This window comes from Methylobacterium sp. J-088, assembly GCF_022829295.1.
Classification (GTDB): domain Bacteria; phylum Pseudomonadota; class Alphaproteobacteria; order Rhizobiales; family Beijerinckiaceae; genus Methylobacterium.
Map to the genome: position 1 here is coordinate 1 of NZ_JAKSYH010000048.1, position 22,212 is coordinate 22,212.

Genomic DNA, 22,212 nt, shown 5'->3' on the forward strand with positions numbered 1-22,212 from the left:
GCCGGCCTTCTGCTGTTCCTCGGAATCATCCTCGCCAATGCCGTCTCGACGGCGGCGGAATGCGGCACCGGCCTCTGCCCGGACGACCCGACGCGCTACGAAGCGCTCGATGCGTGGCTGAAGCGCTAGAGCCGTGTACGATGGGGTGGCACACGTTACACGACAGTGACACCAACGCCGCCGAAAAGGTGCCGGGTGCCCTCTCTCGTTCGGGAGCGGGACCGGGTTAGGGATGAGAGCTTGCCGGAAGAGGCGCACCCTGTCAGCGCCTTTAAGCTGCGCGCGATCCTGAACTTTCTCGACCCTCACCCCAACCCTCTCCCGCACGGGAGAGGGGGCATGTCGCGCTTGCCACCCGTGTTGGCAGACGCGTGTCGTGTACCGTGCGCGTTGCAATCGAGCACAGCTCTAAGCCTTTGTTTCAACGCGCTCTCTTGCGCCGAACCGGTGTCCACTTCGGCGGAGAGCGCTCTAGCGCCGCCGCGCCGTGCCCCGACGGCGCGGCGCGGCCGGTGGTGCCTCAGGCTCACCGTCCAGGAAATCGTCCGCGTCCGGCGGCGGCAAGGGCGCCGGCTTCGGCTGCGGTTTCGGCACGGCCCGCACGCGCGGGCGCGGCTCCGGATCCGGCATCGACACTGGGGCTTCCATCGCCGCCAGCAGCGGCATCGGTGGCGGGTCCTTCTTCGGGCGTCCCCGCGGCTTCTTCTCGGGCTCCGGCTTCGGGTCGAAGGCGTGAGCCAGGACCTTGCGCATCAGGCCCGGCAGCGGCTCGTCGTCGAGGGCACTGCGCGGCGTGAAGCGCATGCCGGCCGGCGCGGGCGTCGAGAGGGCGACCCGAGCCACGAACACCGTCAGCTCCAGCGGAAAATGCGTGAAGCCGTGGCGCACGAGCCCCGGCAGGCGCTTCCAGCGCGCGTCGAGGGGCGCGTCCAGCAGGGCTCCGGCCACGTCGTAGTCCGGCTCCCAAACGCTGCCCGGCGGCTCTGCCATGTTGCCGAGCAGTCCCTCCGGCGCCCGCGTCCGCAGCAAAACCCCCTCATCGCCGCTGCGGATCGCCACGAAGGCCGCGCCGCGGCGCAGAGCCCCCTTGGCGACCCTGATCTTGCGCGGGAACGTGTCCTGCGTGCCGAGCGCCCGGGCCCGACAGGGCACCATCCAGGGGCAGAGCGCGCAGGCGGGCCGCTTGGGCGTGCAGATCGTCGCACCGAGATCCATCAGCGCTTGCGCGAAGTCGCCCGGCCTTTCGTCGGGGACGAGGGCCTGGGTCAGCCGCCGGATCTCCGGGCGGCTGCCCGGCAGGGGCGCCTCGACCGCGTAGGCGCGGCTCAGGACCCGCTCGACATTGCCGTCGACAGCCGCTTCCGGCCGGTCGAAGGCGATCGCGGCGATCGCCCCGGCCGTATAGGCGCCGATCCCCGGGAGCTTGCGCAAGGCCTCCGCGGTATCGGGAAAGCGCCCGCCGCCCGCGGCCACGGCCTTCGCGCAGGCGTGCAGATTGCGCGCGCGGGAGTAGTAGCCGAGCCCCGCCCAGGCCGCCATCACGGCCTCCTCGGGGGCGTCCGCCAGGGCGAATACGTCGGGAAACCGCCCCAGGAAGCGCTCGAAATACGGCCGGACCGCCGCGATCGTGGTCTGTTGGAGCATCACCTCGGACAGCCAGACCCGGTACGGATCGGGCGCCTCTCCGGCGAGCACCCGCCACGGCAGGACGCGCCGATGGCGGTCGTACCAGGCGAGCAGGTCGTCGGCGCGCGGTCCGGCACCGGCTTGATGATCCATGGCTGTACGGCGCGGCATGGGCAGATCGACAGGGTCCGCGCTGCATAGCCGGCGGGGTGAGGCGATCATAGGGCGGCGAAAGCGCGGCTGCGTCCTCCCTTCGTCAACCATCCTGCGCTAACGTCGCCGGATCCACAGGGCCGGGACCACCATGGCGCGCGTCAAACCGCTGGCCGAACTGATCGAGGGCTGCATCGGCCCGGCCTTTGCGGCGCAGGGCTTCGCCTCGACCGACATCCTGGCCGCGTGGCCGGAGATCGTGGGCGAACGGCTGGCCCGCTACTGCCGGCCGTCCAAGCTCGAATGGCCCAAGCGCCGCCGCCGGGATGGCGAGGCGCCGGAATCCGGTACGCTGGTCGTGCGCGTCGAGGGGGTGTTCGCCATCGAATTGCAGCACCTCGCGCCGGTGGTGATCCAGCGGATCAACAGGCATTACGGCTGGGCCTGCGTGTCGCGGATCGTCCTGCAGCAGGACCGGGTCGGCCGGAGCGGCGCGCAGGCCAAACCCACCCGCGTGGATCCCGTTCGGGTCGTCGAGGTCCAGAAGGCGGTCGCCGGGATCGCCGATGACGGCCTGCGCGCGGCCCTCGACCGCCTCGGGACCGCGGCCGTCGCCACCCGCCCGGATCGATAAGCGAGGCGATTCGGTCGCCTTGCCAGGACGGCCGCGCCCGAGTACCCGCATCGGGACGCCAAGACTGATCAATCCGGCGGAGCCTGCCCGATGACGACGCGACGCGACGCTCTCAAGTTCTCCGGCCTCGCCTTGGGCGCCGGCCTCGCCCTGCCCTACCTGCCCCATGCGGCGCAGGCACAGGGCGCGGATCTCGCGACCCTGATGCAGCCGGGCCCGCTCGGCGATGTCTGGCTCGGGCCCCCGGACGCCAAGTGCACGATCATCGAGTACGCCTCGATGACCTGCTCGCACTGCGCCGCCTTCCACCGCAACACGTGGCCGACGTTGAAGGAGCGCTACATCGACACCGGCAAGGTGCGGTTCACGCTGCGCGAATTCCCCCTCGATCCCCTGGCCACCGCCGCGTTCATGCTGGCGCGCTGCGAGGGCGATTCGAAGTACTACCCGATCACCGACCTGCTGTTCGATCAGCAGGCGGCCTGGGCCTTCACGCCCAAGCCGGTGGATGCGCTGGAGCAGATGCTGCGGCAGGCCGGCTACACCAAGCAGACCTTCGAGGCCTGCCTGAAGGACCAGAAGATCTACGGTGCCGTCAACACCGTGAAGCAGCGCGGGCTCGACGTGTTCAAGGTCGATTCCACGCCGACCTTCTTCATCAACGGCGAGCGCTACACCGGCGAGATGACGGTCGAGGGCATGGAGAAGGTGATCAAGCCGATCATCGGGGCCTGAAGGCCGGGCCGACGCTCTTGCGAAGCACCGCGCCGGAGTTGCGGCTCAAGCTGGAATACCAGATTAAAATCAACGGCTTACCATGTATGGGCTTCGCCTTGACACCCAAGATAGGCGAAACTATGGTGCGCCCGCTTGCTGGGGGCGTCCAGCCGGTTTCGGATCCTCCCGCCCTGTGAGTTTTGAGCCGTGAACGGCGACGACACGAGGGGCGGGGCGAGGGACGGAGACGGGACCGAGGGGACGCCGACGGACAGCGAACTCTCCGCGAGGCTCAAACGTCTCGAGACGCAGATCGAACGGAAGCGGCCGCAGGCTGCTGCCGATCCTTCAACGCGCCCTCGGAACGGCGGAGGCTCGTCGCTGGGCCAGGCCATGACGCTCTCGACCGAGTTCGTCGCTGGCGTGATCGCGGGAGGGGTACTCGGCTGGATCGTCGATCATGTCTTCGGGACCAAACCCTGGGGCTTGATCGTCCTTCTGATGCTCGGGTTCGTCGCGGGGGTCTACAACGTGATGCGGGTGTCGGGTTTCTCCGGCGCGCGTCCGGAGCGGCGCGACCGGCAGGAGCCATAAGGCGCGCCGGTCGGTGACAATCGAGGCGGCCGGCATGAGCCGGTGCGTCGGACAAGAAGGGCGGGAGCGGGAATGGCGGTCACGATCGACCCGATCGAGCAGTTCGAGCTGAAGCCGCTCGTATCGCTCGGCCATATCGGCCATCAGCAACTCGCGTTCACCCAATCCGCCCTGTACATGTTCGCCGCCGTCGGCGTGATCGCGCTGATCACCATCGTGGCGACTTCGTCGCGCTCGATCGTCCCGGGCCGGATGCAGTCGCTCGCGGAGATCTTCTACGAATTCATCGCCGACACGCTGCACCAATCCACCGGCGACGGCGGCAAGCGGTTCATGCCGCTGGTGTTCTCCCTGTTCATGTTCGTGCTGATCCTGAACCTGTTCGGGATGATCCCCTACGCCTTCGCGGTGACCAGCCACCTGATCGTCACCTTCGGGCTCGCCGCGCTCGTGATCTCCACCGTGGTGATCTTCGGCGTGATGAAGCACGGCACCCACTTCTTCGGCCTGTTCGTGCCGTCGGGCGTGCCGAAGCCGCTTCTGGCGATCCTGGTGCCGATCGAGATCATCTCCTTCATCTCGCGCCCGATCAGCCTGTCGGTGCGTCTGTTCGCCAACATGCTGGCCGGCCACATCGCGATGAAGATCTTCGCGTTCTTCGTGGTTCAGCTTCTTCTCGCGGGCGCCTGGAGCGTGCTATCGCCGCTCCCGCTGTTCCTGACGATCGCGCTGACCGCGCTCGAATTCCTCGTTGCGGCGCTGCAGGCCTACGTCTTCGCGACGCTGACGGCGATCTACCTCAACGACGCCCTTCACCCCGGCCACTAATCCGGCCGGCTCCACCCGCCGCAAACGTCAAAGCACGTTTCGATCTGAAGAGACCTCAGGAGTTATCATGGATCCCGTCGCTGCGAAGTACATCGGCGCCGGCCTCGCCTGCCTCGGCATGGCGGGTGCGGGCATCGGCCTCGGCAACCTGTTCGGTCAGTTCCTTGCCGGCGCCCTTCGCAACCCGTCCGCTGCCGACGGCCAGCGCGCCACGCTGCTCCTGGGCTTCGCCCTCACCGAGGCGCTCGGCATCTTCTCGCTGCTGATCGCGCTGCTGCTGCTCTTCGCCGTCTGATCGGCAACGGAGGCTGCGGCCTCCCGGTCAACGGGTGGGCGCTCCGTGATGGGGCGCCCGCCTTCGTCCGTCACCGCATCGCGGTGGCTTCAGCGAACGGTGTCAGTGTAGCGGTCCCATGGCGCAGCCCAACCCCCTCACCACGCCGCCCCCGGGCGCCGACACGCAGGTCGTGCCGGGCCATGTCGAGCACCCGGAAGGGCATACCGGCGCCTTCCCGCCCTTCGAGAGCTCCGGCTTCCTGGCGCAGCTGATCTGGCTCGCGCTCGCCTTCGGGCTTCTCTACTACCTGATGGACAAGATCGCGCTGCCGCGGATCCAGTCGATCCTGCACGCCCGCGCGGAGCGGCTGCGGGCCGATCTCGATCAGGCGCAGGCCATGAAAACCGAGGCGGATGCCGCAGGCGTCGCCTTCGAGACCGCGCTGCGGGACGCGCAGGGCAAGGCGCGCGACATCGCGCAGACCACCCGCAACGAACTGGCCGCCGAGGCCGATGCCAAGCGCAAGGCGCTGGAGGAGCAGCTGAACGCGAAGCTCGCCACTTCCGAAGCGACGATCCGCCAGCGGACCGAAACCGCCATGGGCAATGTCCGCTCGATCGCGGGCGAGGCCGCCGCGGCGATCGTCGAGCGTCTGACGGGTCAGGCGCCCGACCGGGCGACCCTCGACCGCGCCCTCGACGCCACCGCACACTAGACGGGAACCCACGATGCTGCTCGAAGCCGAATTCTGGGTCGCCGTCGCGTTCGTCATCTTCATGGGTATCGCCTGGAAGGCCGGCGCTTTCTCGGCGATGACCAAGGGACTCGACGGCCGTGCCAAGCGCGTCCGCCACGAACTCGATGAGGCCAAGCGCCTGCGCGAGGAGGCGGCCGCCGTGCTGGCCGACTACAAGCGCCGCCGCGCCGAGGCCGAGAAGGAGGCCGAGTCGATCGTCGCCGGCGCCCGTGAGGAGGCGCAGCGCGCCGCCGAAGAGGGCCACCGCAAGCTCGACGACTTCCTGGCCCGCCGCACCAAGGCTGCTGAAACCAAGATCGCCCAGGCCGAGGCGCAAGCCGAAGCCCAGGTCCGGGCTGCGGCTGCCGAGGCCGCCGTCAAGGTGTCGGAGACGATCCTGCGCGACCGGTTGCAGGGCGAGGCCGCCCAGGGCCTGATCCGCGCGAGCCTCGGTGAAGTCCGGACGCGCCTGCGGTCCTGATCCAGTTCATCCCCGCGTAGAGAAGCCGCCTCCGGGCGGCTTTTTTCGTTCAGCGGCGTCGGCGCTCGGGAAGGATCCCATCGCGCCGCGCTCACCGACGCTGCCCGGCCGGGGTCGCTGCGCGACCAATCGCGATGACGAAGACCGTCGGCACCGGCGAACATCGCGGCCGTGAACGACGTTCCCGAAGCGTGTGAGCGCGGGGACGGCATGGCGGATAAGGCACGGATCGTAATCGTCGGCGGCGGCGTCGCCGGCATCGAGGTGGCCACGAGCCTCGGGCGCGGCGGCGGGGCCGACGTGATCCTCGCCGACCGCAGCCTGTCTCACGTCTGGAAGCCGATGCTGCACACCTTCGCGGCCGGCACGGCCCAGGCCGACCGGCAGAAGGTCGACTTCTTCGCCCAGGCGCGCCGCAATAGCTTCCGGTTCCAGCCCGGGGCCCTGACCGGTATCGACCGGGCGGCGAAGCGGGTTAAACTCATGATCGAAGCCGCCGAGGGGCGGCCGGAGGTGGACCTCGCTTACGACCTCCTGGTCATCGCCATCGGGAGCCGGGCCAATGATTTCGGCACGCCCGGCGTTGCGGAGCATTGCCTGACCATCGACGATCTGACCGAGGCCGAGCACTTCCACGACCAGCTCCGATGCCATCTGCTGGCGCGGCTCGATCGCGGCGGCATGCTGGAGATCGCGATCGTGGGCGGCGGGGCAACCGGCGTCGAGCTCGCCGCCGAGTTGAAACATGCCATCAACCTGCTCTCGGCCTACGGTTCGCCGGACTTGCCGCAGCGCCTGCGTTTGACCCTGATCGAGAGCGGGCCGCGCCTGCTGGCGGCCTTTCCGGAGCGAGTCTCGCGCGCCGCCGCCCGCACCCTCTCGGACCTCGGCGTCGCGGTGCGGACCGGCGCCATGGTAACGGCGGCGGACGCGTCGGGCTTTACCCTGAAGGATGGAAGCCGCATCCCCGCCGGTCTGAAGGTCTGGGCGGCCGGCGTGAAGGCCCCCGACGTGCTCGCCGGCCTCGACGGGTTGGAGCGGTCACGGACCGGACAGCTCGTCGTCGGCCCGGACCTGCGCGCGACCCGCGATCCGGCGATCATCGCGCTGGGCGACTGCGCCAGCCTCGCGGATCCGCAAACCGACAAGCCGGTTCCCGCGACGGCACAGGCCGCCCGGCAGCAGGCGCAGCACCTCGCCCGCCATCTCGGAGGCGCGCTGGCCAGCGGCGGCACCGTGGCGACCGAGCTGCCGCCATTCCGCTACGTCGAGAAAGGCGCCATCGTCTCGCTGGCCGATTTCAACGGATGGGGGACGCTGGGCCGCTACACCTTCGGCGGCGGCCGCCTGAGAGGGCTGTCCGCCCGGCTGACCCACGACCTGCTGTACCGCCAGCATCAGATCGGCCTGTACGGACCTGTCCGCGGGACTCTGGCATGGCTGCTCGACGATCTCGATCACCTGATCAGCCCGCCCGTGAAGCTCGACTGAGCGGCCGGTCTCAATCGAGCCGTTCGCCCTCGACCGCCTTGGTCTCCTCCACCTCCGGCGCGACCTGTCCGTAATTCAGCACTGCCACCAGAGCGGCCCCGCCGAAGGTGTTGCCGAGCAGCGTCGGCAGGAAAAACTTCAACCCGTAATCGCCCATCGAGGCGGCCCCGGTGACCACGAGGTAGAAGGCCTCCACCGAGCCGGCCACGATATGAGCGAGGCTGCAGAGCGCCACCAGCCACGTCATCAGCAGGATCACGAAGGGTGCCGCGCTGGCCGTGGCGGGCAGGAACCACACCATCAGGGCGATCATCCAACCGGCGAAGACCGCCTTGACGAACGTCGCCCAGAAATCGTGCGCGATGGCGTCGTGGCTGATCTCCGCGAAGGCCTTGAGCACGGGTGGCTCGAAGGCGCCCGAATAGGCCACCACCGTCGCGATCGTGAGCGTCCCCAGGATGTTGCCCGACAGGACGATTGACCAGAGCCGGACCACCCGCAGGGCCGTCTTCACGGAGCGGTCGTGCAGCAGCGGCAGGACCGGCGTGATCGTGTTTTCGGTGAAGAGCTGCTGCCGCCCAAGGACCACGACGAGGAAGCCGACCGCGTAGCCCATGGAGCTCACGATCTTCGCCCAGTCCGTCTCGGGCAGGTGGCTCCGCAGGACGCCGGGTACGATCAGCGACAGGGCGATGCTCAAGCCCGCGGAGAACGCCGAGAGGAACAGCGCGAGGCCGTTGCGCCGCAACTCCTCGTCGCCTTCCAGCCGGATGACCTCGTGCAGGACGTAGGCGTCGGGGCGGCCGATTTCCGAGACCTCCTTCAGCAACTCGTCGCGGCGGGCCGCCGGATCGGCCCGCTTGTTCTTGTCCCGCACCATCCACTCAGCTCCGTAACGCAACGCGATCCGATTGGAGGTCCGACATTCAGGCCGACAGCCGCGCCAGCAAGGCTTCGACCGCGCCGCGCGCCTCGGCGAGCGCCGCGGGATCCCGGCTGCGCACGACGATCCGGTTGCGAAACCCCTCCGGCGTCATCGCCGGATACGAACCGATCGAAACCTTCGGCCGCTCCTTGGCGATCACGCCGAGGTCACCGGCGTAATTGCCCTCCGGCAGGCCGGCCGCCTCGATCGTCTCGGAGAGCATCGCGGCGCCCCCCTGCAGGGTCGGGGCGATCGAATCCAGCATGGCCTGCATGATGGCGGGCACGCCGGCCATCACGTGGACGTTGCCGATCCGGAAGCCCGGCGCCTTCGAGACCGGGTTGGCGATCAGGTCGGCGCCGAAGGGGATGCGTGCCATGCGCAGGCGGGCTTCGTTCAGATCCTCCGGCTTGTGCCGCTCCAGCAGCATCGCCCGGGCGCGCTCATCGACATCGATGCCGACCCCGAAGGCTCGGGCGACGCAATCCGCCGTGATGTCGTCGTGGGTCGGGCCGATCCCGCCGGTGGTGAACAGATAGGCGTAGCGGGTCCGCAGGGCATTGACCGCTTCGACGATCATGTCGGCCTCATCCGGCACGACCCGCACCTCACGGAGATCGATGCCGGCCGCGGTGAGGAAGTCCGCGATGGTGCCGATGTTCTTGTCCTTGGTGCGACCCGAGAGGATCTCATCGCCGATCACGAGGATGGCGGCGGTGACGGATTCGGTGGTCTGGTCCATGGGTCTCTGGCGTCGGGTGGATCGCGCGGGCAGATAGCGCGACACGCTCTCCTGGCTACGACAATCCCGAGGATGCCATGCAGTTCGCCGCGCCGCTCCTGCCGGGACGGCTGGTTCGACGCTACAAGCGCTTCCTGGCCGATATCGAGACTGCGGAGGGGCTCGTCACGGCGCATTGCCCCAATCCGGGGGCGATGCTGGGGCTGAACACGCCCGGGGTGCGGGCACTGCTGTCCCGCTCGGCGAACCCGACGCGCAAGCTTCCGCTGACCTGGGAGCTGGTCGAGGCCGATCTGCCCGGCGGCCCGCAATGGGTCGGCCTCAACACCCTGCGCCCGAACGGCCTGGTGGCCGAGGCTTTCCGGGCCGGGGTGATCCCGGCCTTGGCCGGGTACGACGTGCTGAAGCCGGAGGTTCGCTACGCGCAGGCGAGCCGGGTCGATTTCCTGGCGAGCGGCGGTGGTGGCGGGCCGTGCCACGTCGAGGTCAAGAACTGCCACCTGATGCGCCGGGCCGGTCTGGCGGAGTTCCCCGACTGCACGGCCGCCCGCAGCGCCCGGCACATGCGCGACCTCGCCCAGGTGGTCGTCGCGGGCGGCCGGGCGCTGGTCGTCATCGTGGTGCAGATGCACGCGGAGGCGTTCGATGTCGCCCGCGACATCGACCCGGCCTTCGACAAGGCCTTTCGGGAGGCGCGTGCCGCGGGCGTGGTGGTCCGCGCCTATCGCTGTGCGGTCGGCCCGGAGGGCGTTAGGATTGCGGACGAGATTCCGGTCGTCACGCCGCCCTGACGGCCGAGCGTTCGAACATCAGGTTCAGCCGGGAGCGCGCGACCTCGCGATAGCCGAAGCCCTCGAGGTGCCTGGGCAGGTCGATCTGCCACTGGCCGGTGCCGTTCTCGATCAGCAGGATGCGGGGCAGCAGGGAGTCCGGCGCCTCGCGCAGGAACGGCTCCAGGATCAGATCCTCGGCACCCTCCACGTCGAGCTTGACGGCATCGACCCACGACAGCCTTTCGCCACGCAGCAGATCCATCAGCGTCACCGCCGGCACGGTGATCCGGGCGCCCTCGTTGGTGCCGACGATCCGCAGGCTCGATTCGCCCCGGTTGCGGGGATCGATGAACAGGGTCAGCTCGCCGGCCTTGTCGGCCACCGCGCAGGCGACCGCCTTCACGGTGTGGAACGGGTTCTGAGCGATGTTGTAGGTCAGGCGGTTGAACACGTCGGGCTGCGGTTCCACCGCGATGATCCGGGCCCCCGGGCCCGAGAAGGCGGCCACGCACAACGCGTAGGCTCCGATATTGGCGCCGATGTCGAGGAACACGCAGTCCTTCGGCAGGCGTTCCTGAAGAAGTGCCCGCTCTTCGGGATCGAAGAACTGCGGCGTGAACAACACCTTCTTCTCGCAATTGTTGTTGTACGGGTGCAGCCGCATGCGCGCCCCGTAGCGGGTGACATCCAGGGGCTTGCCCCGGAGCCGCGAGATCGCGATCCGGCGCAGGAACAGCGCGAGGCGCCGCCCGTACCAGGATCCGGCCGGGATCCTGGTCGTGCGGCGGGTGATGGCCGCTACGAGACCGGTGGGTTCGTAGGTGCCGTAAGGCTGCGTGTCCGTCATGACCGGCGGGGTTTGCCAGCCGGCGCGCGCCCCCGCAAGCCGATCGCGATGCGTTGCCCCGGCAAGCCCGCGTGGTCTAAGCGGTGGCCGAGCGTGAGGAGCATGGGTTGCCCGGCATGGAATCCTTCAATTCCGACGGCGTGCGGATCGCCTATATCGACGTCCCACCGGCGGACGGTGTGGGCAAGCCGGTCCTGCTGATCCACGGCTTCGCGTCGAACCACGCGGTCAACTGGGTCAACACCCAGTGGGTGAAGGCCCTGACCCAGGCCGGCTACCGGGCGATCGCCCTGGACAATCGCGGCCACGGCGAGAGCGAGAAGCTCTACGATCCGGCCGCCTACAGCTCGGAGGCGATGGCGGGCGATGCGATTCGCCTGCTCGACCATCTCGGGATCGAGCGCGCCCACGTGATGGGCTACTCGATGGGCGGGCGGATCACGGCGCACATCGCCCTCGACCACGCCGACCGGGTCCGCTCGGCGCTGATCGGCGGGCTCGGCATGCACCTCGTCGAGGGTAAGGGGCTGCCCTCGGGCATCGCGGAGGCGCTGGAGGCGCCCGCCGGCACAAAGGCGTCGAACCCGACCGCGGCGGCCTTCCGCATGTTCGCCGAGCAGACGCGGAGCGACCTGCGGGCGCTGGCCGCCTGCATGCGCGGCTCCCGCCAGACCCTGAGCCGGGCGGAACTCGGACAGATCGAGGTTCCGGTGCTGGTCTCGGTCGGCACCCTCGACACGGTCGCGGGCTCCGGTCCGGGTCTCGCCGCCCTGATCCCGGATGCGCGGGCGCTCGAGATCGAGGGCAAGGACCACTCCACCGCGGTCGGCGCGAAGCCGCACCGGGATGGCGTGCTGGCCTTCCTGGCCGCGCAGCCCTGAGGCCTCAGCTCTTCAGCCGGTAGCCCGTGCGGAAGATGTAGGTGACGAGGCCGAGGCAGATCACCAGGAACAACGCGGTCATGCCGAGGCTGATCGCGATGTTCACGTCAGCCTTGCCGAAGAACGCCCAGCGGAAACCGCTGATCAGGTACACGACCGGGTTGAGCAGGCTCACCGCGTGCCAGAACGGCGGCAGCATGCCGATGGCGTAGAAGCTGCCACCCAGGAAGGTCAGCGGCGTGACGACGAGGAGCGGCACGAGCTGAAGCTTCTCGAACCCGTCCGCCCAGAGGCCGATCACGAAGCCGAACAGGCTGAAGGTCACGGCGGTGAGCAGCAGGAAGCCGATCATCCAGACCGGGTGTTCGATTCGAAGCGGCACGAACAGCGCCGAGGTCGCCAGGATGATCAGGCCGATCAGGATCGACTTGGAGGCCGCCGCACCGACGAAGCCCAGCACGACCTCCAGCGGCGAGATCGGTGCCGACAGGATCTCGTAGATCGTGCCGGCGAAGCGCGGGAAGTAGATGCCGAACGAGGCGTTGGCGATGCTCTGCGTCAGCAGCGACAGCATGATCAGCCCGGGCACGATGAACAGCCCGTAGGGCACGCCGTCGACCGCCGAGACCCGCGAGCCGATCGCGGCGCCGAACACCACGAAGTACAGCGTGGTCGAGATCACCGGGGCCAGGATGCTCTGCCCGGCGGTGCGCCAGAACCGTCCCATCTCGAACCGATAGATCGCCCGGACCGCCGGCCAGTTCATGCTGTAAGCCGTGCTCATGCCCGTGCTCCTTCTTCGCGCACGAGGCCCACGAAGATGTCCTCCAGCGAACTCTGCTCGGTGTGCAGGTCGTTGAACCGGATGCCCGCCGCGGCGAGCCCGGTGAGCAGCCCGGTGATGCCGGTGCGCTCGGCCCGCGTATCGTAGGTGTAGACCAGTTCGCGCCCGTCCGCGGCGAGGGCCAGTTCGTAATCGGCGAGTTCGGGCGGGATGGCCGTGATCGGCTGCTGAAGATTCAGGGTGAGCTGCTTGCGCCCCAGCTTGCGCATCAGCGCGGCCTTCTCCTCCACCAGGATGATCTCGCCGCGGCGGATCACGCCGATGCGGTCGGCCATCTCCTCCGCCTCCTCGATGTAGTGGGTGGTGAGGATGACGGTGACGCCCTGTTGACGCAGCTCGCGCACCAAACGCCACATGTCCTGGCGCAACTCGACATCGACGCCCGCGGTCGGCTCGTCGAGGAACAGCACCCGGGGCTCGTGCGACAGCGCCTTGGCGATCAGCACCCGACGCTTCATGCCGCCCGACAGGGTCATCAGCCGGCTGTCGCGCTTGTCCCACAGGGAGAGCGCCCGCAGGATCCGCTCGATATGGCCGGGATCCGGCCGCAGCCCGAACAGGCCGCGGGAGAAGCTGACCGTGTTCAGCACCGTCTCGAAGGCGTCGGTGGTGAGTTCCTGCGGCACGAGCCCGATGGCGCGCCGTGCGGCGCGGTAGTCGCCGGCAATGTCATGGCCATCGACCAGTACGGTGCCGGAACTCGGCGTGACGATCCCGCAGACGATGTTGATCAGGGTCGACTTGCCGGCTCCGTTCGGGCCGAGCAACGCGAAGATCTCCCCGGCCTCGATCGCGAGGTCGATGTCGCGCAGGGCCGTGAAGCCGGACGTGTAGGTCTTCGACAGCTGCGAGATGGATATGATCGGCATCAGGGCCTGAGTGAAGCGTTGGCGAGCCCGGAGCCGGTAACGTGCGCACCGCGCGCGCGTCGATGCGCCGACGGACGTCGCCTCGGGAAGGCCGGCCCTATAGCACGCCGATCGGGAAGCCGGGCCGATCCGGTGTGCGCCGGCGCACGGCCGGGCACGTCAGCCGTTATCGCTCGCCGAAGCGCTCGACGATCGCCAAGCATTCCCGGCGCTGATCCGGGTCTTCGATGCGCGAGAACGCCGCCAGCAGCGCGGCGCATTCCGAGGCGGCCGGTCCGCGTGGAATTGCGTTCGCGGTCCCGCGCCCCTGGAAGGTCGAGACGGGGATCTTCAACGCCTCTGCAATCTGTCCGAGCAGCCGCACCCGCTCGTCGGCGGAGGACGTGGCTGTCTTAGGATCGAAGCCCGCTGCGTCCGTCATGATGCCTTCAACACCAACCCTCGATCGGACGCATGCGCCGACGCCCGGCGCGAACATCCACATATTCGCGACCGGTGCAACCTACCGTTAGGTGTCGAACCTCGCGGCAGACAGCGGAGTTTCGGTGGACAGGGGGGCCGAGTGGATCAGCGGACCTCCGGGCAACGGCCAATTCAATCATCTCGCCTTGAAATGGCGCCGTGATCAGACGAGCTTGGCTCAACCCGCTCGCCGAAGCGTGATGAGCACGACAAGCCCGACCAGCGTCCCGGCCCCGAGGAACCTGCGCCAGGGATTTACCCCGCGCAACAGTTCATCGAGCGCCCACCACGCGAGGGCGAGGTCTGCGCCGACAGACAGCCATCGTGCCAGGGATTGGTTCGTCTGCGCCGCCCAGGCGCCCAACGTGAACCCACCGAACAGCCACAGGGGTAGATTGGGCCATTGCCCGACGGTCAGCGCACCGGTTTTGCGGTTCCGGAATAGCCAATCGACCGTCCTGGCGAACACGCCGGTCCTGCTGTGCTCCATGGCGTCGAACGTCCTGGGAGAATGCGTGCTCTGCCGCACCGCCGAGCCGTGCCGGCGGAGCTAGAACACATTAACGGATCCGGTGCGGTCTTAACGAACGACTAACCTTAGTAAATGGAAACCGCCCGCAAATCCCTAACGGAAGCTGAAAAGACTCGCGGAAATTCCGTTAATACGTTGGTAATGCGTTGGCCGGGCGGCGAGGCAGCCACCCCTGAGAGAGGATCGATCATGAGCGCCCGTCTCGAGGACCTGAAGTTCATGCTGACGCTCAGCGCCGTCGTACTCTTCGGCAGCGGCCTCGATATCATCCTGCGCTGATCGGGACGGCCGTGTCGGCGTGGAATTGCTGGCCACCGCGCGCGATGGCGCGCCGGAGGGCGGAACGGGCCGCCGTGTCACGGGTCGGTCCGGTTAGGCCGGGTGCCGCAGCGTAGGGAACGGCGACCACGCGGGTCCCGAAGGCGGCCCGATGATGCGAGCCACCGTGATCACCGGCGGCGGATCCGGTTTGGCCGGAGCGGAGGAAGCTCCGCAACTCGGCGACCTTCGCCCGACGTTCCGCCTGGATTCTCACCAGAGCTAGAACGAGACCAACCAGCCCGGCGGTCTCCAGAATGGCTGCAACCACGTAGCCCGAAGCCATTCAATTTCACCGAGCACTCTGATGGGGATACCGCGCGGCTGCGGCCGGTCCCGATCTGCGCCCGGATGGTTAGCGCGACCTTAATGGCATCGTCGATCGCCTCAGCGTGCAACAAGGCGATGACCGACATCATCGACCAGCCGGAGATCGGCCCGCATCTGGCGCTGGCCGACGTCTACGAGGCCGTCGCCTTCGAGCCCGGGCGCAACGCGCCGTGACCGCGCGCTACCACATGTCGAGGGCGACGCGGGCCTCGTCCGACATGCGGCTCTGATCCCACGGCGGATCGAACACCATCGTGACCGAGCAGGACTGAACGCCCGGCACTGCTGCCACCGCGTTCTCGACCCAGCCGGGCATCTCGCCCGCCACCGGGCAGCCCGGCGCGGTGAGGGTCATATCGATGGCGACGTTCCGATCGTCGCCGATATCGACCTTGTAGATCAGGCCGAGCTCGTAGATGTCGGCCGGGATCTCCGGATCGTAGACGCTCTTCAGCGCCGCGACGATGTCGTCGGTCAGGCGATCCAGTTCCGCCGGCGGGATCGCGGAATCGCCGGCGACGGCTGGGGCGTTCATGCCGCCCGTGATGGTGGCGTCGGTGGTCATCGCTTCACTCTCTTCGGACGCGTCCGGACGGGACTAGCCTCGTACCCGTATATCAGGTGAACAGCATTTCTGCCTTGGCGAGCGCCTCGGCAAGGGCATCGATCTCGGCCGTCGTGTTGTAGAGGCCGAACGAGGCGCGGCAGGTCGAGGTGACGCCGAAGCGGTTGAGCAGCGGCATGGCGCAATGGGTCCCGGCCCGCACCGCCACGCCCTGGCGGTCGATCACCGTGGCGATGTCGTGGGCGTGCGCCCCCTTCATCTCGAAGGCGATGACGCCGCCCTTGCCCGGAGCCGTGCCGATCAGGCGCAGGGAATTCATCGCGCCGAGCCGCTCCTGCGCGTAGGCCGTCAGCTTCGCCTCGTGCGCGGCGATGGCATCGCGCCCGAGCGACATCATGTATTCGAGCGCTGCCCCGAGACCCACCGCCTCGATGATCGCCGGGGTGCCGGCCTCGAACTTGTGCGGCGGATCGTTGTAGGTGATGGCGTCCTCACCGACCGTGCGGATCATCTCGCCACCGCCCTGGTAGGGCGGCAGGCGATCCAGCCATTCCTTCTTGCCGTAGAGCACGCCGATCCCGGTCGGGCCGTAGACCTTGTGGCCGGTGAAGACGAAGAAGTCGCAGTCGAGCGCCTGCACGTCGACCGGCTGATGCACCGCGCTCTGCGCCCCGTCGAGCAGCACCGGCACGCCGTGGGCGTGGGCGATGCGCACGATCTCGGCGGCGGGCGTCACCGTGCCGAGCACGTTCGACATGTGGGTGATTGCCACCATCTTGGTGCGCGGCGAGAATAGTTTTTCGAATTCCTCGACGAGGAAGTTGCCCGCGTCGTCGACCGGCGCCCACTTGATCACGGCGCCGCGACGCTCGCGCAGGAAGTGCCAGGGCACGATGTTGGAGTGGTGCTCCATGATCGAGAGGATGATCTCGTCCCCCTCCCCGATCAGGCCGCCCCAGCCCATCGACGAGGCCACGAGGTTGTAGGCCTCGGTGGCGTTGCGGGTGAAGATGATCTCGTCGGTCGAGGCGGCGTTGAGGAACTGGCGCGTGGTCTCGCGGGCGCCCTCGAACCCCTCGGTCGCGGCGTTGGCCATGTAGTGCAGGCCACGATGGACGTTGGCGTAGCCGGTCTCCATGCAGGAGACCATCGCGTCGATCACCTGCCGCGGTTTCTGAGCCGACGCGGCGTTGTCGAGATAGACCAGCTTTTTGCCGTAGACCTGCTGCGCCAGGATCGGGAAATCCTTGCGGATCGCCTCGACGTCGTAGGTGGGGGTGAGGACGGGTGCGTTCATCGGGTCACGCTCGCGGATCTCCCTCCCCCCGCTGCGGGGGAGGGTGGCCCCCGAAGGGGGTCGGGAGAGGGGAGCCCGGCAGCTGGAAAGGACTGAGCGGGTGTCGAGAACAAAGCCTTGTTCTCCACCGTCGCCCCCCTCTCCCGCCTCACTCCGTTCGGCACCCTCCCCCGCAGAGGGGGGAGGGTTGAGTCGGTGTCAGCCCCGCGCCCTCAGCCAGGCTTCGATCTCGCCGATCAGCGCCGCGCGGGCGCCCTCGTGCGTGACCGCCTCCACCGCCTCGCCCACGAAGGCCTGAACCAGCAGGCTCTCGGCGATCGGGCGCGGCAGGCCGCGGGCCATCAGGTAGAACAGCAGTTCCGGATCCGGCGCGCCGCAGGTGGCCCCATGGCCGCAGGCGACGTCGTCGGCGAAGATTTCCAGTTCCGGCTTGTTCATCATCTGCCCCTCGTCGGTGAGGAGGAGGCAGTCGGACTTCATCTTGCCGTCGGTCTTCTGGGCGGCCTGACGGACGATGATCTTGCCCTGGAACACGCCTGTGGCGTCGCCGTCGATGATCCACTTGAACTGCTCGCGGCCGACGCCGCCCACGGCGGCGTGGTCGGCGAGCAGCGTCGAGTCGGCGAGCTGGCCGTTGCGCAGCATGGCGGCGCCATTGACCACGACGTTGGTGTCGTCGCCCGCGACATGCACGTAGATCTGGTGGCGCGACAGAACCGCCCCGGTGACGAGGTTCACGGTCTCGACCTGACCCTCGGCCTCGACCTTCAGCGACAGGGTCGAGAGCGCAATGGTCGCGTCGCCTTCGATGTTCAGGCGGGTGTGCCGGAAGGCGGCCCTGGGGCCGACCACCACGTCGAGGGCGTCGTTGGGCTGGCAGGTGAGGCCGTTTGGTCCCTCGTGGCTCTCCAGCAGGCTGAATTCCGCGCCCTCGCCGATCTGGACGAGCACGCGGGTCGCCGTCGAGAACGGCGTGCTGCCGGTGCCGACGAAGCGCAGGTGGATCGGCTGCGCCGGCTTGGCGCCGGGAGCGACGCGGATCACGGCGCCGTCCGCCAGGAAGGCGGTGTTGAGCTGATAGATCGGGTTCTCCCGTGCCTGGGGCACGGGGGCGAGCTGGGTCAAGGCGTCCTCGCCCTGGCTCAGCGCGTCGTTCAGCGGCAAGACCGTGACGCCGGCCGGGATCCGATCGAGATCGGACAGCGCGCGGACGAGATGGCCGTTCACGAAGGTCAAGCGCGCGGCCTCGATCCCGGCAAAGCCCTTCGCCTTGGCGACCGCCACCTTGGAGGCCTCGAGGCTCGGCGCCTCGGCCGGCGGCGCGGCCTCGCTGATGGCAGCCCGCAGGTCGGTGTACTTGAACGCCTCGACCCGGCGGCTCGGCAGACCGGTCGCCTCGAAGAAGCGGAACGCCTCCTCGCGGGCGATGGTCGCGTCGCTGGCGAAGCTCTGGCGGGCCGTCTCGAACAGCTTCGACAGGCCGGCCTCGGCGGGCGAGCGGAGGTTGGTGACGTCGGCCATGGCTCAGGCCGCCTCGTTGGTGCGGTACTCGGCGTAGCCCGAAGCTTCGAGCTCCAGGGCCAACTCCTTGCCGCCGGTCTTCACGATCTGGCCCTTGGACATGACGTGCACGGTATCGGGCACGATGTGGTTGAGCAGCCGCTGGTAGTGGGTGATCACCAGGAACGCGCGGCCCTGGTCGCGCAAGGCATTCACGCCTTCGGAGACGATGCGCAGGGCGTCGATGTCGAGGCCGGAATCGGTCTCGTCGAGCACGCAGAACTTCGGCTGCAGCAGCGCCATCTGCAGGATCTCCATACGCTTCTTCTCGCCGCCGGAGAAGCCGACATTGAGGGCGCGCTTGAGCATCTCCTTGTTGATCTCGAGCTTGTCGGCCGCGCCGTTCACCGCCCGGATGAAGTCGGGCGTCGACAGCTCGGCCTCGCCGCGCGCCTTGCGCTGGGCGTTGAGGCAGGCCTTCAGGAACGTCATCGTGCCGACGCCGGGGATCTCCAGCGGATACTGAAAGGCCAGGAAGATACCAGCCGCGGCGCGCTCGTCGGCGGCCATCTCCAGCACGTTCTGCCCGTCCAGCAGGATCTCGCCGTCGAGGACCTCGTAGTCCTCCTTGCCGGCGATGACGTACGAGAGGGTCGACTTGCCCGAGCCGTTCGGACCCATGATGGCGGCGACCTCGCCGTCGTTCACGGTCAGGTTCAGGCCGTTCAGGATGCGGTTGTCCTCGATCTGCACGACGAGGTTCTTGATTTCCAGCATTGGTCGGTAGTCCTGTTCGGATTCACGGATTGTCCCTTGCCCCCAAGGCCTCGCCGCTCACGCATCCTGGCGTGACGAAGTGCAAGGCGCGCTCTCCTCCCCCTTGTGGGGAGGAGCCGGAGGTGGGGGTGGAGCAGAAGGCAACGCCGCGTTTCATCCGGCACCACCCTCACCCCTGCCCCTCCCCACAAGGGGGAGGGAGGATGCACACACACGTTGAGGGCGCTCAGCCCACCGAGCCTTCCAGGCTGATCGAGATCAGCTTCTGCGCCTCGACGGCGAACTCCATCGGCAGTTGCTGCAGCACGTCCCGGACGAAGCCGTTGACGATCAGCGCGGTCGCCTCCTCCTCGGAGAGGCCGCGCTGCTGGCAGTAGAACTTCTGATCCTCGGAGATCTTCGAGGTGGTGGCCTCGTGCTCGAACACCGCCGAGGCGTTCTTCGACTCGATGTACGGCACGGTGTGCGCACCGCACTGGTCGCCGATCAGCAGCGAGTCGCAGTTCGTGAAGTTCCGGGCGTTCGAAGCCTTGCGGTGGGCCGAGACCAGACCGCGATAGGTGTTCTGCGAGCGGCCCGCCGAGATGCCCTTCGAGATGATCCTGCTGGTCGTGTTCTTGCCGAGATGGATCATCTTGGTGCCGGAATCGACCTGCTGCATGCCGTTCGACACCGCGATCGAGTAGAACTCGCCGCGGGATTCGTCGCCGCGCAGGATGCAGGACGGGTACTTCCACGTGATCGCCGAGCCGGTCTCGACCTGCGTCCACGAGATCTTCGAGCGGGCGCCGCGGCAATCGCCGCGCTTGGTCACGAAGTTGTAGATCCCGCCCTTGCCGTCGTTGTCACCCGGGTACCAGTTCTGCACGGTCGAGTACTTGATCTCGGCATCGTCCAGGGCGACCAGCTCGACCACCGCGGCGTGGAGCTGGTTGTCGTCGCGCTTCGGGGCGGTGCAGCCCTCCAGATACGAGACGTAGGAGCCCTTGTCGGCGATGATCAGCGTGCGCTCGAACTGGCCGGTGTCGCGCTCGTTGATGCGGAAATAGGTCGACAGCTCCATCGGGCAGCGGACGCCCGGCGGGATGTAGACGAACGACCCGTCCGAGAAGACGGCCGAGTTGAGCGTCGCGAAGAAGTTGTCGGTCGCCGGCACGACCGAGCCGAGATACTTCTTCACCAGCTCCGGGTATTCCTGCACGGCCTCGGAGATCGGCATGAAGATCACGCCGGCCTTCGAGAGCTCCTTCTTGAAGGTGGTGGCCACCGAGACCGAATCGAACACGGCATCGACCGCGACGCGGCGCTCCGGCGCGATGCCCTCCAGCACCTCGACCTCACGCAGGGGGATGCCGAGCTTCTCGTAGGTCTTCAGGATCTCCGGGTCGATCTCGTCGAGCGACATCGCGGCCGGGCGCTTGGGCGCCGCGTAATAGTAGATGTCGTTGTAGTTGACCTTGTCGTAGGAAACCCGGGCCCATTCCGGCTCCTGCATAGTCAGCCAGCGCCGATAGGCGTCGAGGCGCCATTCCAGCAGCCATGCCGGCTCGTTCTTCTTGGCCGAGATGAAGCGCACCACATCCTCGGAGATGCCCTTCTCGGACTTCTCCATCTCGATGGTGGTCTCGAACCCGTACTTGTACTGGTCGAGGTCGATCGAGCGGACCCGGTCAATGGTTTCCTGCACGGCAGGCATAGGCGTCTCCTAGGCATCTCCGGCGTCAAGGGCCGGGAAGCATCTGGCGGAAAGCGGGGGGGACGGCGCTCAGGCCGCCTGTCCTCGCCGTTTATATAGGGTCTGCACGACCCGTTCGAAGGCGTCGAGGAAGCATGCCGCATCCGCGTCCACCGTGTTCCAGCCGAGGCTGACGCGCAGCGCCCCCCCGGCGAGATCCGCATCCACGCCCATCGCGGCGAGCGTCGCCGAGCGCGCGACCTTACCCGACGAGCAGGCCGAGCCCGACGACACCGCCACGCCGGCGAGATCGAGGGCGATCACGGACGCGGGCGCGTCGAGGCCCGGGACCGAGAAATTCAGGGTGTTGGGCAGGCGCGGGGCTCCGGCCGCGAAGATGACGGCATCGGGCGCCAGAGCCCGCACCCCGGCTTCGATCCGATCGCGCAGGTCGGTGAGCCGCGCGCTCTCTACATCGAGCGCCGCGCGGGCGGCCCGGGCTGCCTCGCCCATGCCGACGATGGCCGGCAGGCATTCGGTGCCGCAGCGCTGCCGACGCTCCTGTCCGCCGCCGCGCAGGAAGGCGCTCTCGAGGCTGACGCCTTCGGCCAGCACCAGCGCGCCGACACCCTTCGGCGCCGCGAATTTATGGCCCGACAGGGTCAGGGCGTCGAGGCCGAGGGCCGCCATGTCGAGGGGGACCTTGCCGACCGCCTGCACGGCGTCGCTGTGAACCAGCGTTCGGCTATGCCCCCGCGCCAGGGCCACGACCTCGGCGAGCGGCTGCACGGCGCCGGTCTCGTTGTTCGCCGCGTGGACCGAGAGCAGCACGGTCTCGTCCGCCAGCGCGGCGAGGCGACTCTCCAGGGCGGCGAGGTCGATGATGCCCTCTCGGGTCACCGGCAGCCGCTCCACCGCGGCCTCCGGGAACCGGTGGCCTGCGGCGACGCAGGGATGCTCGGTCGCCGTGTGCAACAGCCGCGTCGGCGCCGGCAGGCCGCGGCGGCGCAGATCGCCCGACAGGACCGCGTTCGCCGCCTCGGTCCCGCCGCTGGTGAACACGACCTGTTCGGGCCGGGCACCGACCAGAGCCGCGACGGCCGCACGGGCGGCCTCAAGAGCGGCCCGTGCGGCGCGCCCCTCGGCGTGGATCGAGGATGGATTACCCGGGAGCATCAGCGCGCGCGCCACCGCATCCGCGACGGTCGGGCGGACCGGAGCAGTGGCGTTGTAATCAAGATAGGCGCGTGCCCGGCTCATCGGTGTCCCGTGCGATCCCCGTCTGCCACGCGTCACAATTCCTTGCCTTCCGACCGGTCCGACGTGCTAAGGGCCGCC

At 68.4% G+C, this 22,212-nt stretch carries 25 protein-coding genes; 10 read left to right on the forward strand and 15 right to left on the reverse strand.

The annotated features are described in order from the left end of the window. Positions 1-471: 471 nt before the first annotated feature. Positions 472-1,797: an A/G-specific adenine glycosylase gene (gene mutY / locus MKK63_RS04955; RefSeq protein ID WP_243999260.1), complete on the reverse strand. Its 1,326-nt coding sequence runs from the start codon at positions 1,795-1,797 to the stop codon at positions 472-474. Positions 1,798-1,930: 133 nt separating this feature from the next. Between mutY and MKK63_RS04960 the strand changes: the two genes are divergently transcribed. The 8 genes from MKK63_RS04960 to MKK63_RS04995 all read left to right on the forward strand — a co-directional run bounded on the left by MKK63_RS04960 (position 1,931) and on the right by MKK63_RS04995 (position 7,537). Continuing rightward, positions 1,931-2,413 (forward strand): DUF721 domain-containing protein, encoded by a 483-nt coding sequence (locus tag MKK63_RS04960; RefSeq protein WP_243999262.1) that lies wholly within the window; start codon positions 1,931-1,933, stop codon positions 2,411-2,413. Between the two features lie 90 nt (positions 2,414-2,503). Next, positions 2,504-3,148 (forward strand): DsbA family protein, encoded by a 645-nt coding sequence (locus MKK63_RS04965; RefSeq protein ID WP_243999264.1) that lies wholly within the window; start codon positions 2,504-2,506, stop codon positions 3,146-3,148. Positions 3,149-3,337: 189 nt separating this feature from the next. Further along, on the forward strand, positions 3,338-3,724 hold the full coding sequence (locus MKK63_RS04970) for an AtpZ/AtpI family protein (protein WP_243999266.1): 387 nt from the start codon (positions 3,338-3,340) through the stop codon (positions 3,722-3,724). 72 nt (positions 3,725-3,796) lie between these two features. Continuing rightward, entirely contained in the window at positions 3,797-4,552 is a 756-nt protein-coding gene (locus tag MKK63_RS04975; RefSeq protein WP_243999268.1) for a F0F1 ATP synthase subunit A, read from the forward strand. A gap of 67 nt (positions 4,553-4,619) precedes the next feature. Then, complete coding sequence (locus MKK63_RS04980; RefSeq protein ID WP_007566773.1) at positions 4,620-4,847, forward strand: F0F1 ATP synthase subunit C; 228 nt, start codon at positions 4,620-4,622, stop codon at positions 4,845-4,847. Positions 4,848-4,965: 118 nt separating this feature from the next. Next, positions 4,966-5,544: a F0F1 ATP synthase subunit B' gene (locus tag MKK63_RS04985; RefSeq protein WP_243999270.1), complete on the forward strand. Its 579-nt coding sequence runs from the start codon at positions 4,966-4,968 to the stop codon at positions 5,542-5,544. A 16-nt stretch (positions 5,545-5,560) separates the two neighbouring features. Then, positions 5,561-6,046, forward strand: coding sequence for an ATP F0F1 synthase subunit B (locus MKK63_RS04990; RefSeq protein WP_243999390.1), 486 nt, complete (start codon positions 5,561-5,563; stop codon positions 6,044-6,046). A gap of 210 nt (positions 6,047-6,256) precedes the next feature. Continuing rightward, positions 6,257-7,537, forward strand: a complete 1,281-nt coding sequence (locus MKK63_RS04995) for an NAD(P)/FAD-dependent oxidoreductase (protein ID WP_243999272.1) — start codon at positions 6,257-6,259, stop codon at positions 7,535-7,537. Between the two features lie 10 nt (positions 7,538-7,547). Here the strand turns inward: MKK63_RS04995 and MKK63_RS05000 are convergent, their stop codons facing one another. Both MKK63_RS05000 and MKK63_RS05005 read right to left on the reverse strand, forming a co-directional pair. Next, positions 7,548-8,417, reverse strand: a complete 870-nt coding sequence (locus tag MKK63_RS05000; protein ID WP_243999274.1) for a formate/nitrite transporter family protein — start codon at positions 8,415-8,417, stop codon at positions 7,548-7,550. 46 nt (positions 8,418-8,463) lie between these two features. Next, entirely contained in the window at positions 8,464-9,204 is a 741-nt protein-coding gene (locus tag MKK63_RS05005) for a competence/damage-inducible protein A (RefSeq protein ID WP_243999275.1), read from the reverse strand. A gap of 77 nt (positions 9,205-9,281) precedes the next feature. Here MKK63_RS05005 and sfsA point away from each other — a divergent pair, with 77 nt between their 5' ends. Next, a complete protein-coding gene (gene sfsA, locus MKK63_RS05010; RefSeq protein WP_243999277.1) occupies positions 9,282-9,995 on the forward strand; it encodes a DNA/RNA nuclease SfsA in 714 nt (237 codons plus the stop codon). Here the strand turns inward: sfsA and MKK63_RS05015 are convergent. After that, positions 9,982-10,824 carry an FkbM family methyltransferase gene (locus tag MKK63_RS05015; protein WP_243999279.1) on the reverse strand — a complete coding sequence of 281 codons (843 nt, stop codon included), beginning with the start codon at positions 10,822-10,824 and terminating at the stop codon, positions 9,982-9,984. The two genes, sfsA and MKK63_RS05015, sit on opposite strands and share 14 nt — an antisense overlap. 116 nt (positions 10,825-10,940) lie before the next feature. Here MKK63_RS05015 and MKK63_RS05020 point away from each other — a divergent pair, with 116 nt between their 5' ends. Continuing rightward, positions 10,941-11,705 carry an alpha/beta fold hydrolase gene (locus MKK63_RS05020; protein WP_243999280.1) on the forward strand — a complete coding sequence of 255 codons (765 nt, stop codon included), beginning with the start codon at positions 10,941-10,943 and terminating at the stop codon, positions 11,703-11,705. A 4-nt stretch (positions 11,706-11,709) separates the two neighbouring features. On the opposite strand, the gene MKK63_RS05025 is transcribed toward MKK63_RS05020, so the two are convergent. The 11 genes from MKK63_RS05025 to MKK63_RS05075 all read right to left on the reverse strand — a co-directional run bounded on the left by MKK63_RS05025 (position 11,710) and on the right by MKK63_RS05075 (position 22,134). Further along, positions 11,710-12,471, reverse strand: a complete 762-nt coding sequence (locus MKK63_RS05025; RefSeq protein ID WP_243999392.1) for an ABC transporter permease — start codon at positions 12,469-12,471, stop codon at positions 11,710-11,712. Positions 12,472-12,485: 14 nt separating this feature from the next. Further along, complete coding sequence (locus MKK63_RS05030) at positions 12,486-13,421, reverse strand: ABC transporter ATP-binding protein (protein WP_243999394.1); 936 nt, start codon at positions 13,419-13,421, stop codon at positions 12,486-12,488. A 163-nt stretch (positions 13,422-13,584) separates the two neighbouring features. Further along, positions 13,585-13,896: a hypothetical protein gene (locus MKK63_RS05035; protein ID WP_243999282.1), complete on the reverse strand. Its 312-nt coding sequence runs from the start codon at positions 13,894-13,896 to the stop codon at positions 13,585-13,587. Positions 13,897-14,058: 162 nt separating this feature from the next. Beyond that, positions 14,059-14,370 (reverse strand): hypothetical protein, encoded by a 312-nt coding sequence (locus tag MKK63_RS05040; protein ID WP_243999284.1) that lies wholly within the window; start codon positions 14,368-14,370, stop codon positions 14,059-14,061. Between the two features lie 307 nt (positions 14,371-14,677). Then, positions 14,678-15,016 (reverse strand): hypothetical protein, encoded by a 339-nt coding sequence (locus MKK63_RS05045; protein WP_243999286.1) that lies wholly within the window; start codon positions 15,014-15,016, stop codon positions 14,678-14,680. A gap of 225 nt (positions 15,017-15,241) precedes the next feature. Beyond that, on the reverse strand, positions 15,242-15,625 hold the full coding sequence (locus MKK63_RS05050) for an SUF system Fe-S cluster assembly protein (RefSeq protein WP_243999288.1): 384 nt from the start codon (positions 15,623-15,625) through the stop codon (positions 15,242-15,244). A gap of 52 nt (positions 15,626-15,677) precedes the next feature. Continuing rightward, on the reverse strand, positions 15,678-16,922 hold the full coding sequence (locus MKK63_RS05055; RefSeq protein ID WP_243999289.1) for a cysteine desulfurase: 1,245 nt from the start codon (positions 16,920-16,922) through the stop codon (positions 15,678-15,680). Between the two features lie 198 nt (positions 16,923-17,120). After that, positions 17,121-18,443 (reverse strand): SufB/SufD family protein, encoded by a 1,323-nt coding sequence (locus MKK63_RS05060; protein WP_243999291.1) that lies wholly within the window; start codon positions 18,441-18,443, stop codon positions 17,121-17,123. 3 nt (positions 18,444-18,446) lie between these two features. After that, positions 18,447-19,199 carry a Fe-S cluster assembly ATPase SufC gene (gene sufC, locus MKK63_RS05065; protein ID WP_243999293.1) on the reverse strand — a complete coding sequence of 251 codons (753 nt, stop codon included), beginning with the start codon at positions 19,197-19,199 and terminating at the stop codon, positions 18,447-18,449. A 226-nt stretch (positions 19,200-19,425) separates the two neighbouring features. Further along, a complete protein-coding gene (sufB, locus tag MKK63_RS05070; protein WP_243927075.1) occupies positions 19,426-20,895 on the reverse strand; it encodes a Fe-S cluster assembly protein SufB in 1,470 nt (489 codons plus the stop codon). 69 nt (positions 20,896-20,964) lie between these two features. Then, positions 20,965-22,134, reverse strand: coding sequence for a cysteine desulfurase family protein (locus MKK63_RS05075; protein ID WP_243999295.1), 1,170 nt, complete (start codon positions 22,132-22,134; stop codon positions 20,965-20,967). Positions 22,135-22,212 lie beyond the last annotated feature (78 nt).

Excerpts from the sequence above, each read along its gene's own strand:
- MKK63_RS04965 (WP_243999264.1), top strand. The coding sequence starts at position 2,504 with ATGACGACGCGACGCGACGCTCTCAAGTTCTCCGGCCTCGCCTTGGGC.
- sfsA (WP_243999277.1), top strand. The coding sequence starts at position 9,282 with ATGCAGTTCGCCGCGCCGCTCCTGCCGGGACGGCTGGTTCGACGCTAC.
- MKK63_RS05050 (WP_243999288.1), bottom strand. The coding sequence starts at position 15,625 with ATGACCACCGACGCCACCATCACGGGCGGCATGAACGCCCCAGCCGTC.
- MKK63_RS04960 (WP_243999262.1), top strand. The coding sequence starts at position 1,931 with ATGGCGCGCGTCAAACCGCTGGCCGAACTGATCGAGGGCTGCATCGGC.
- MKK63_RS05020 (WP_243999280.1), top strand. The coding sequence starts at position 10,941 with ATGGAATCCTTCAATTCCGACGGCGTGCGGATCGCCTATATCGACGTC.
- MKK63_RS05025 (WP_243999392.1), bottom strand. The coding sequence starts at position 12,471 with ATGAACTGGCCGGCGGTCCGGGCGATCTATCGGTTCGAGATGGGACGG.
- MKK63_RS05075 (WP_243999295.1), bottom strand. The coding sequence starts at position 22,134 with ATGAGCCGGGCACGCGCCTATCTTGATTACAACGCCACTGCTCCGGTC.
- MKK63_RS04975 (WP_243999268.1), top strand. The coding sequence starts at position 3,797 with ATGGCGGTCACGATCGACCCGATCGAGCAGTTCGAGCTGAAGCCGCTC.
- sufC (WP_243999293.1), bottom strand. The coding sequence starts at position 19,199 with ATGCTGGAAATCAAGAACCTCGTCGTGCAGATCGAGGACAACCGCATC.
- MKK63_RS05055 (WP_243999289.1), bottom strand. The coding sequence starts at position 16,922 with ATGAACGCACCCGTCCTCACCCCCACCTACGACGTCGAGGCGATCCGC.
- MKK63_RS05005 (WP_243999275.1), bottom strand. The coding sequence starts at position 9,204 with ATGGACCAGACCACCGAATCCGTCACCGCCGCCATCCTCGTGATCGGC.
- MKK63_RS05060 (WP_243999291.1), bottom strand. The coding sequence starts at position 18,443 with ATGGCCGACGTCACCAACCTCCGCTCGCCCGCCGAGGCCGGCCTGTCG.
- MKK63_RS04995 (WP_243999272.1), top strand. The coding sequence starts at position 6,257 with ATGGCGGATAAGGCACGGATCGTAATCGTCGGCGGCGGCGTCGCCGGC.
- MKK63_RS05035 (WP_243999282.1), bottom strand. The coding sequence starts at position 13,896 with ATGTTCGCGCCGGGCGTCGGCGCATGCGTCCGATCGAGGGTTGGTGTT.
- MKK63_RS05045 (WP_243999286.1), bottom strand. The coding sequence starts at position 15,016 with ATGGCTTCGGGCTACGTGGTTGCAGCCATTCTGGAGACCGCCGGGCTG.
- MKK63_RS04985 (WP_243999270.1), top strand. The coding sequence starts at position 4,966 with ATGGCGCAGCCCAACCCCCTCACCACGCCGCCCCCGGGCGCCGACACG.
- mutY (WP_243999260.1), bottom strand. The coding sequence starts at position 1,797 with ATGCCGCGCCGTACAGCCATGGATCATCAAGCCGGTGCCGGACCGCGC.
- MKK63_RS05000 (WP_243999274.1), bottom strand. The coding sequence starts at position 8,417 with ATGGTGCGGGACAAGAACAAGCGGGCCGATCCGGCGGCCCGCCGCGAC.
- sufB (WP_243927075.1), bottom strand. The coding sequence starts at position 20,895 with ATGCCTGCCGTGCAGGAAACCATTGACCGGGTCCGCTCGATCGACCTC.
- MKK63_RS05015 (WP_243999279.1), bottom strand. The coding sequence starts at position 10,824 with ATGACGGACACGCAGCCTTACGGCACCTACGAACCCACCGGTCTCGTA.
- MKK63_RS04980 (WP_007566773.1), top strand. The coding sequence starts at position 4,620 with ATGGATCCCGTCGCTGCGAAGTACATCGGCGCCGGCCTCGCCTGCCTC.
- MKK63_RS05040 (WP_243999284.1), bottom strand. The coding sequence starts at position 14,370 with ATGGAGCACAGCAGGACCGGCGTGTTCGCCAGGACGGTCGATTGGCTA.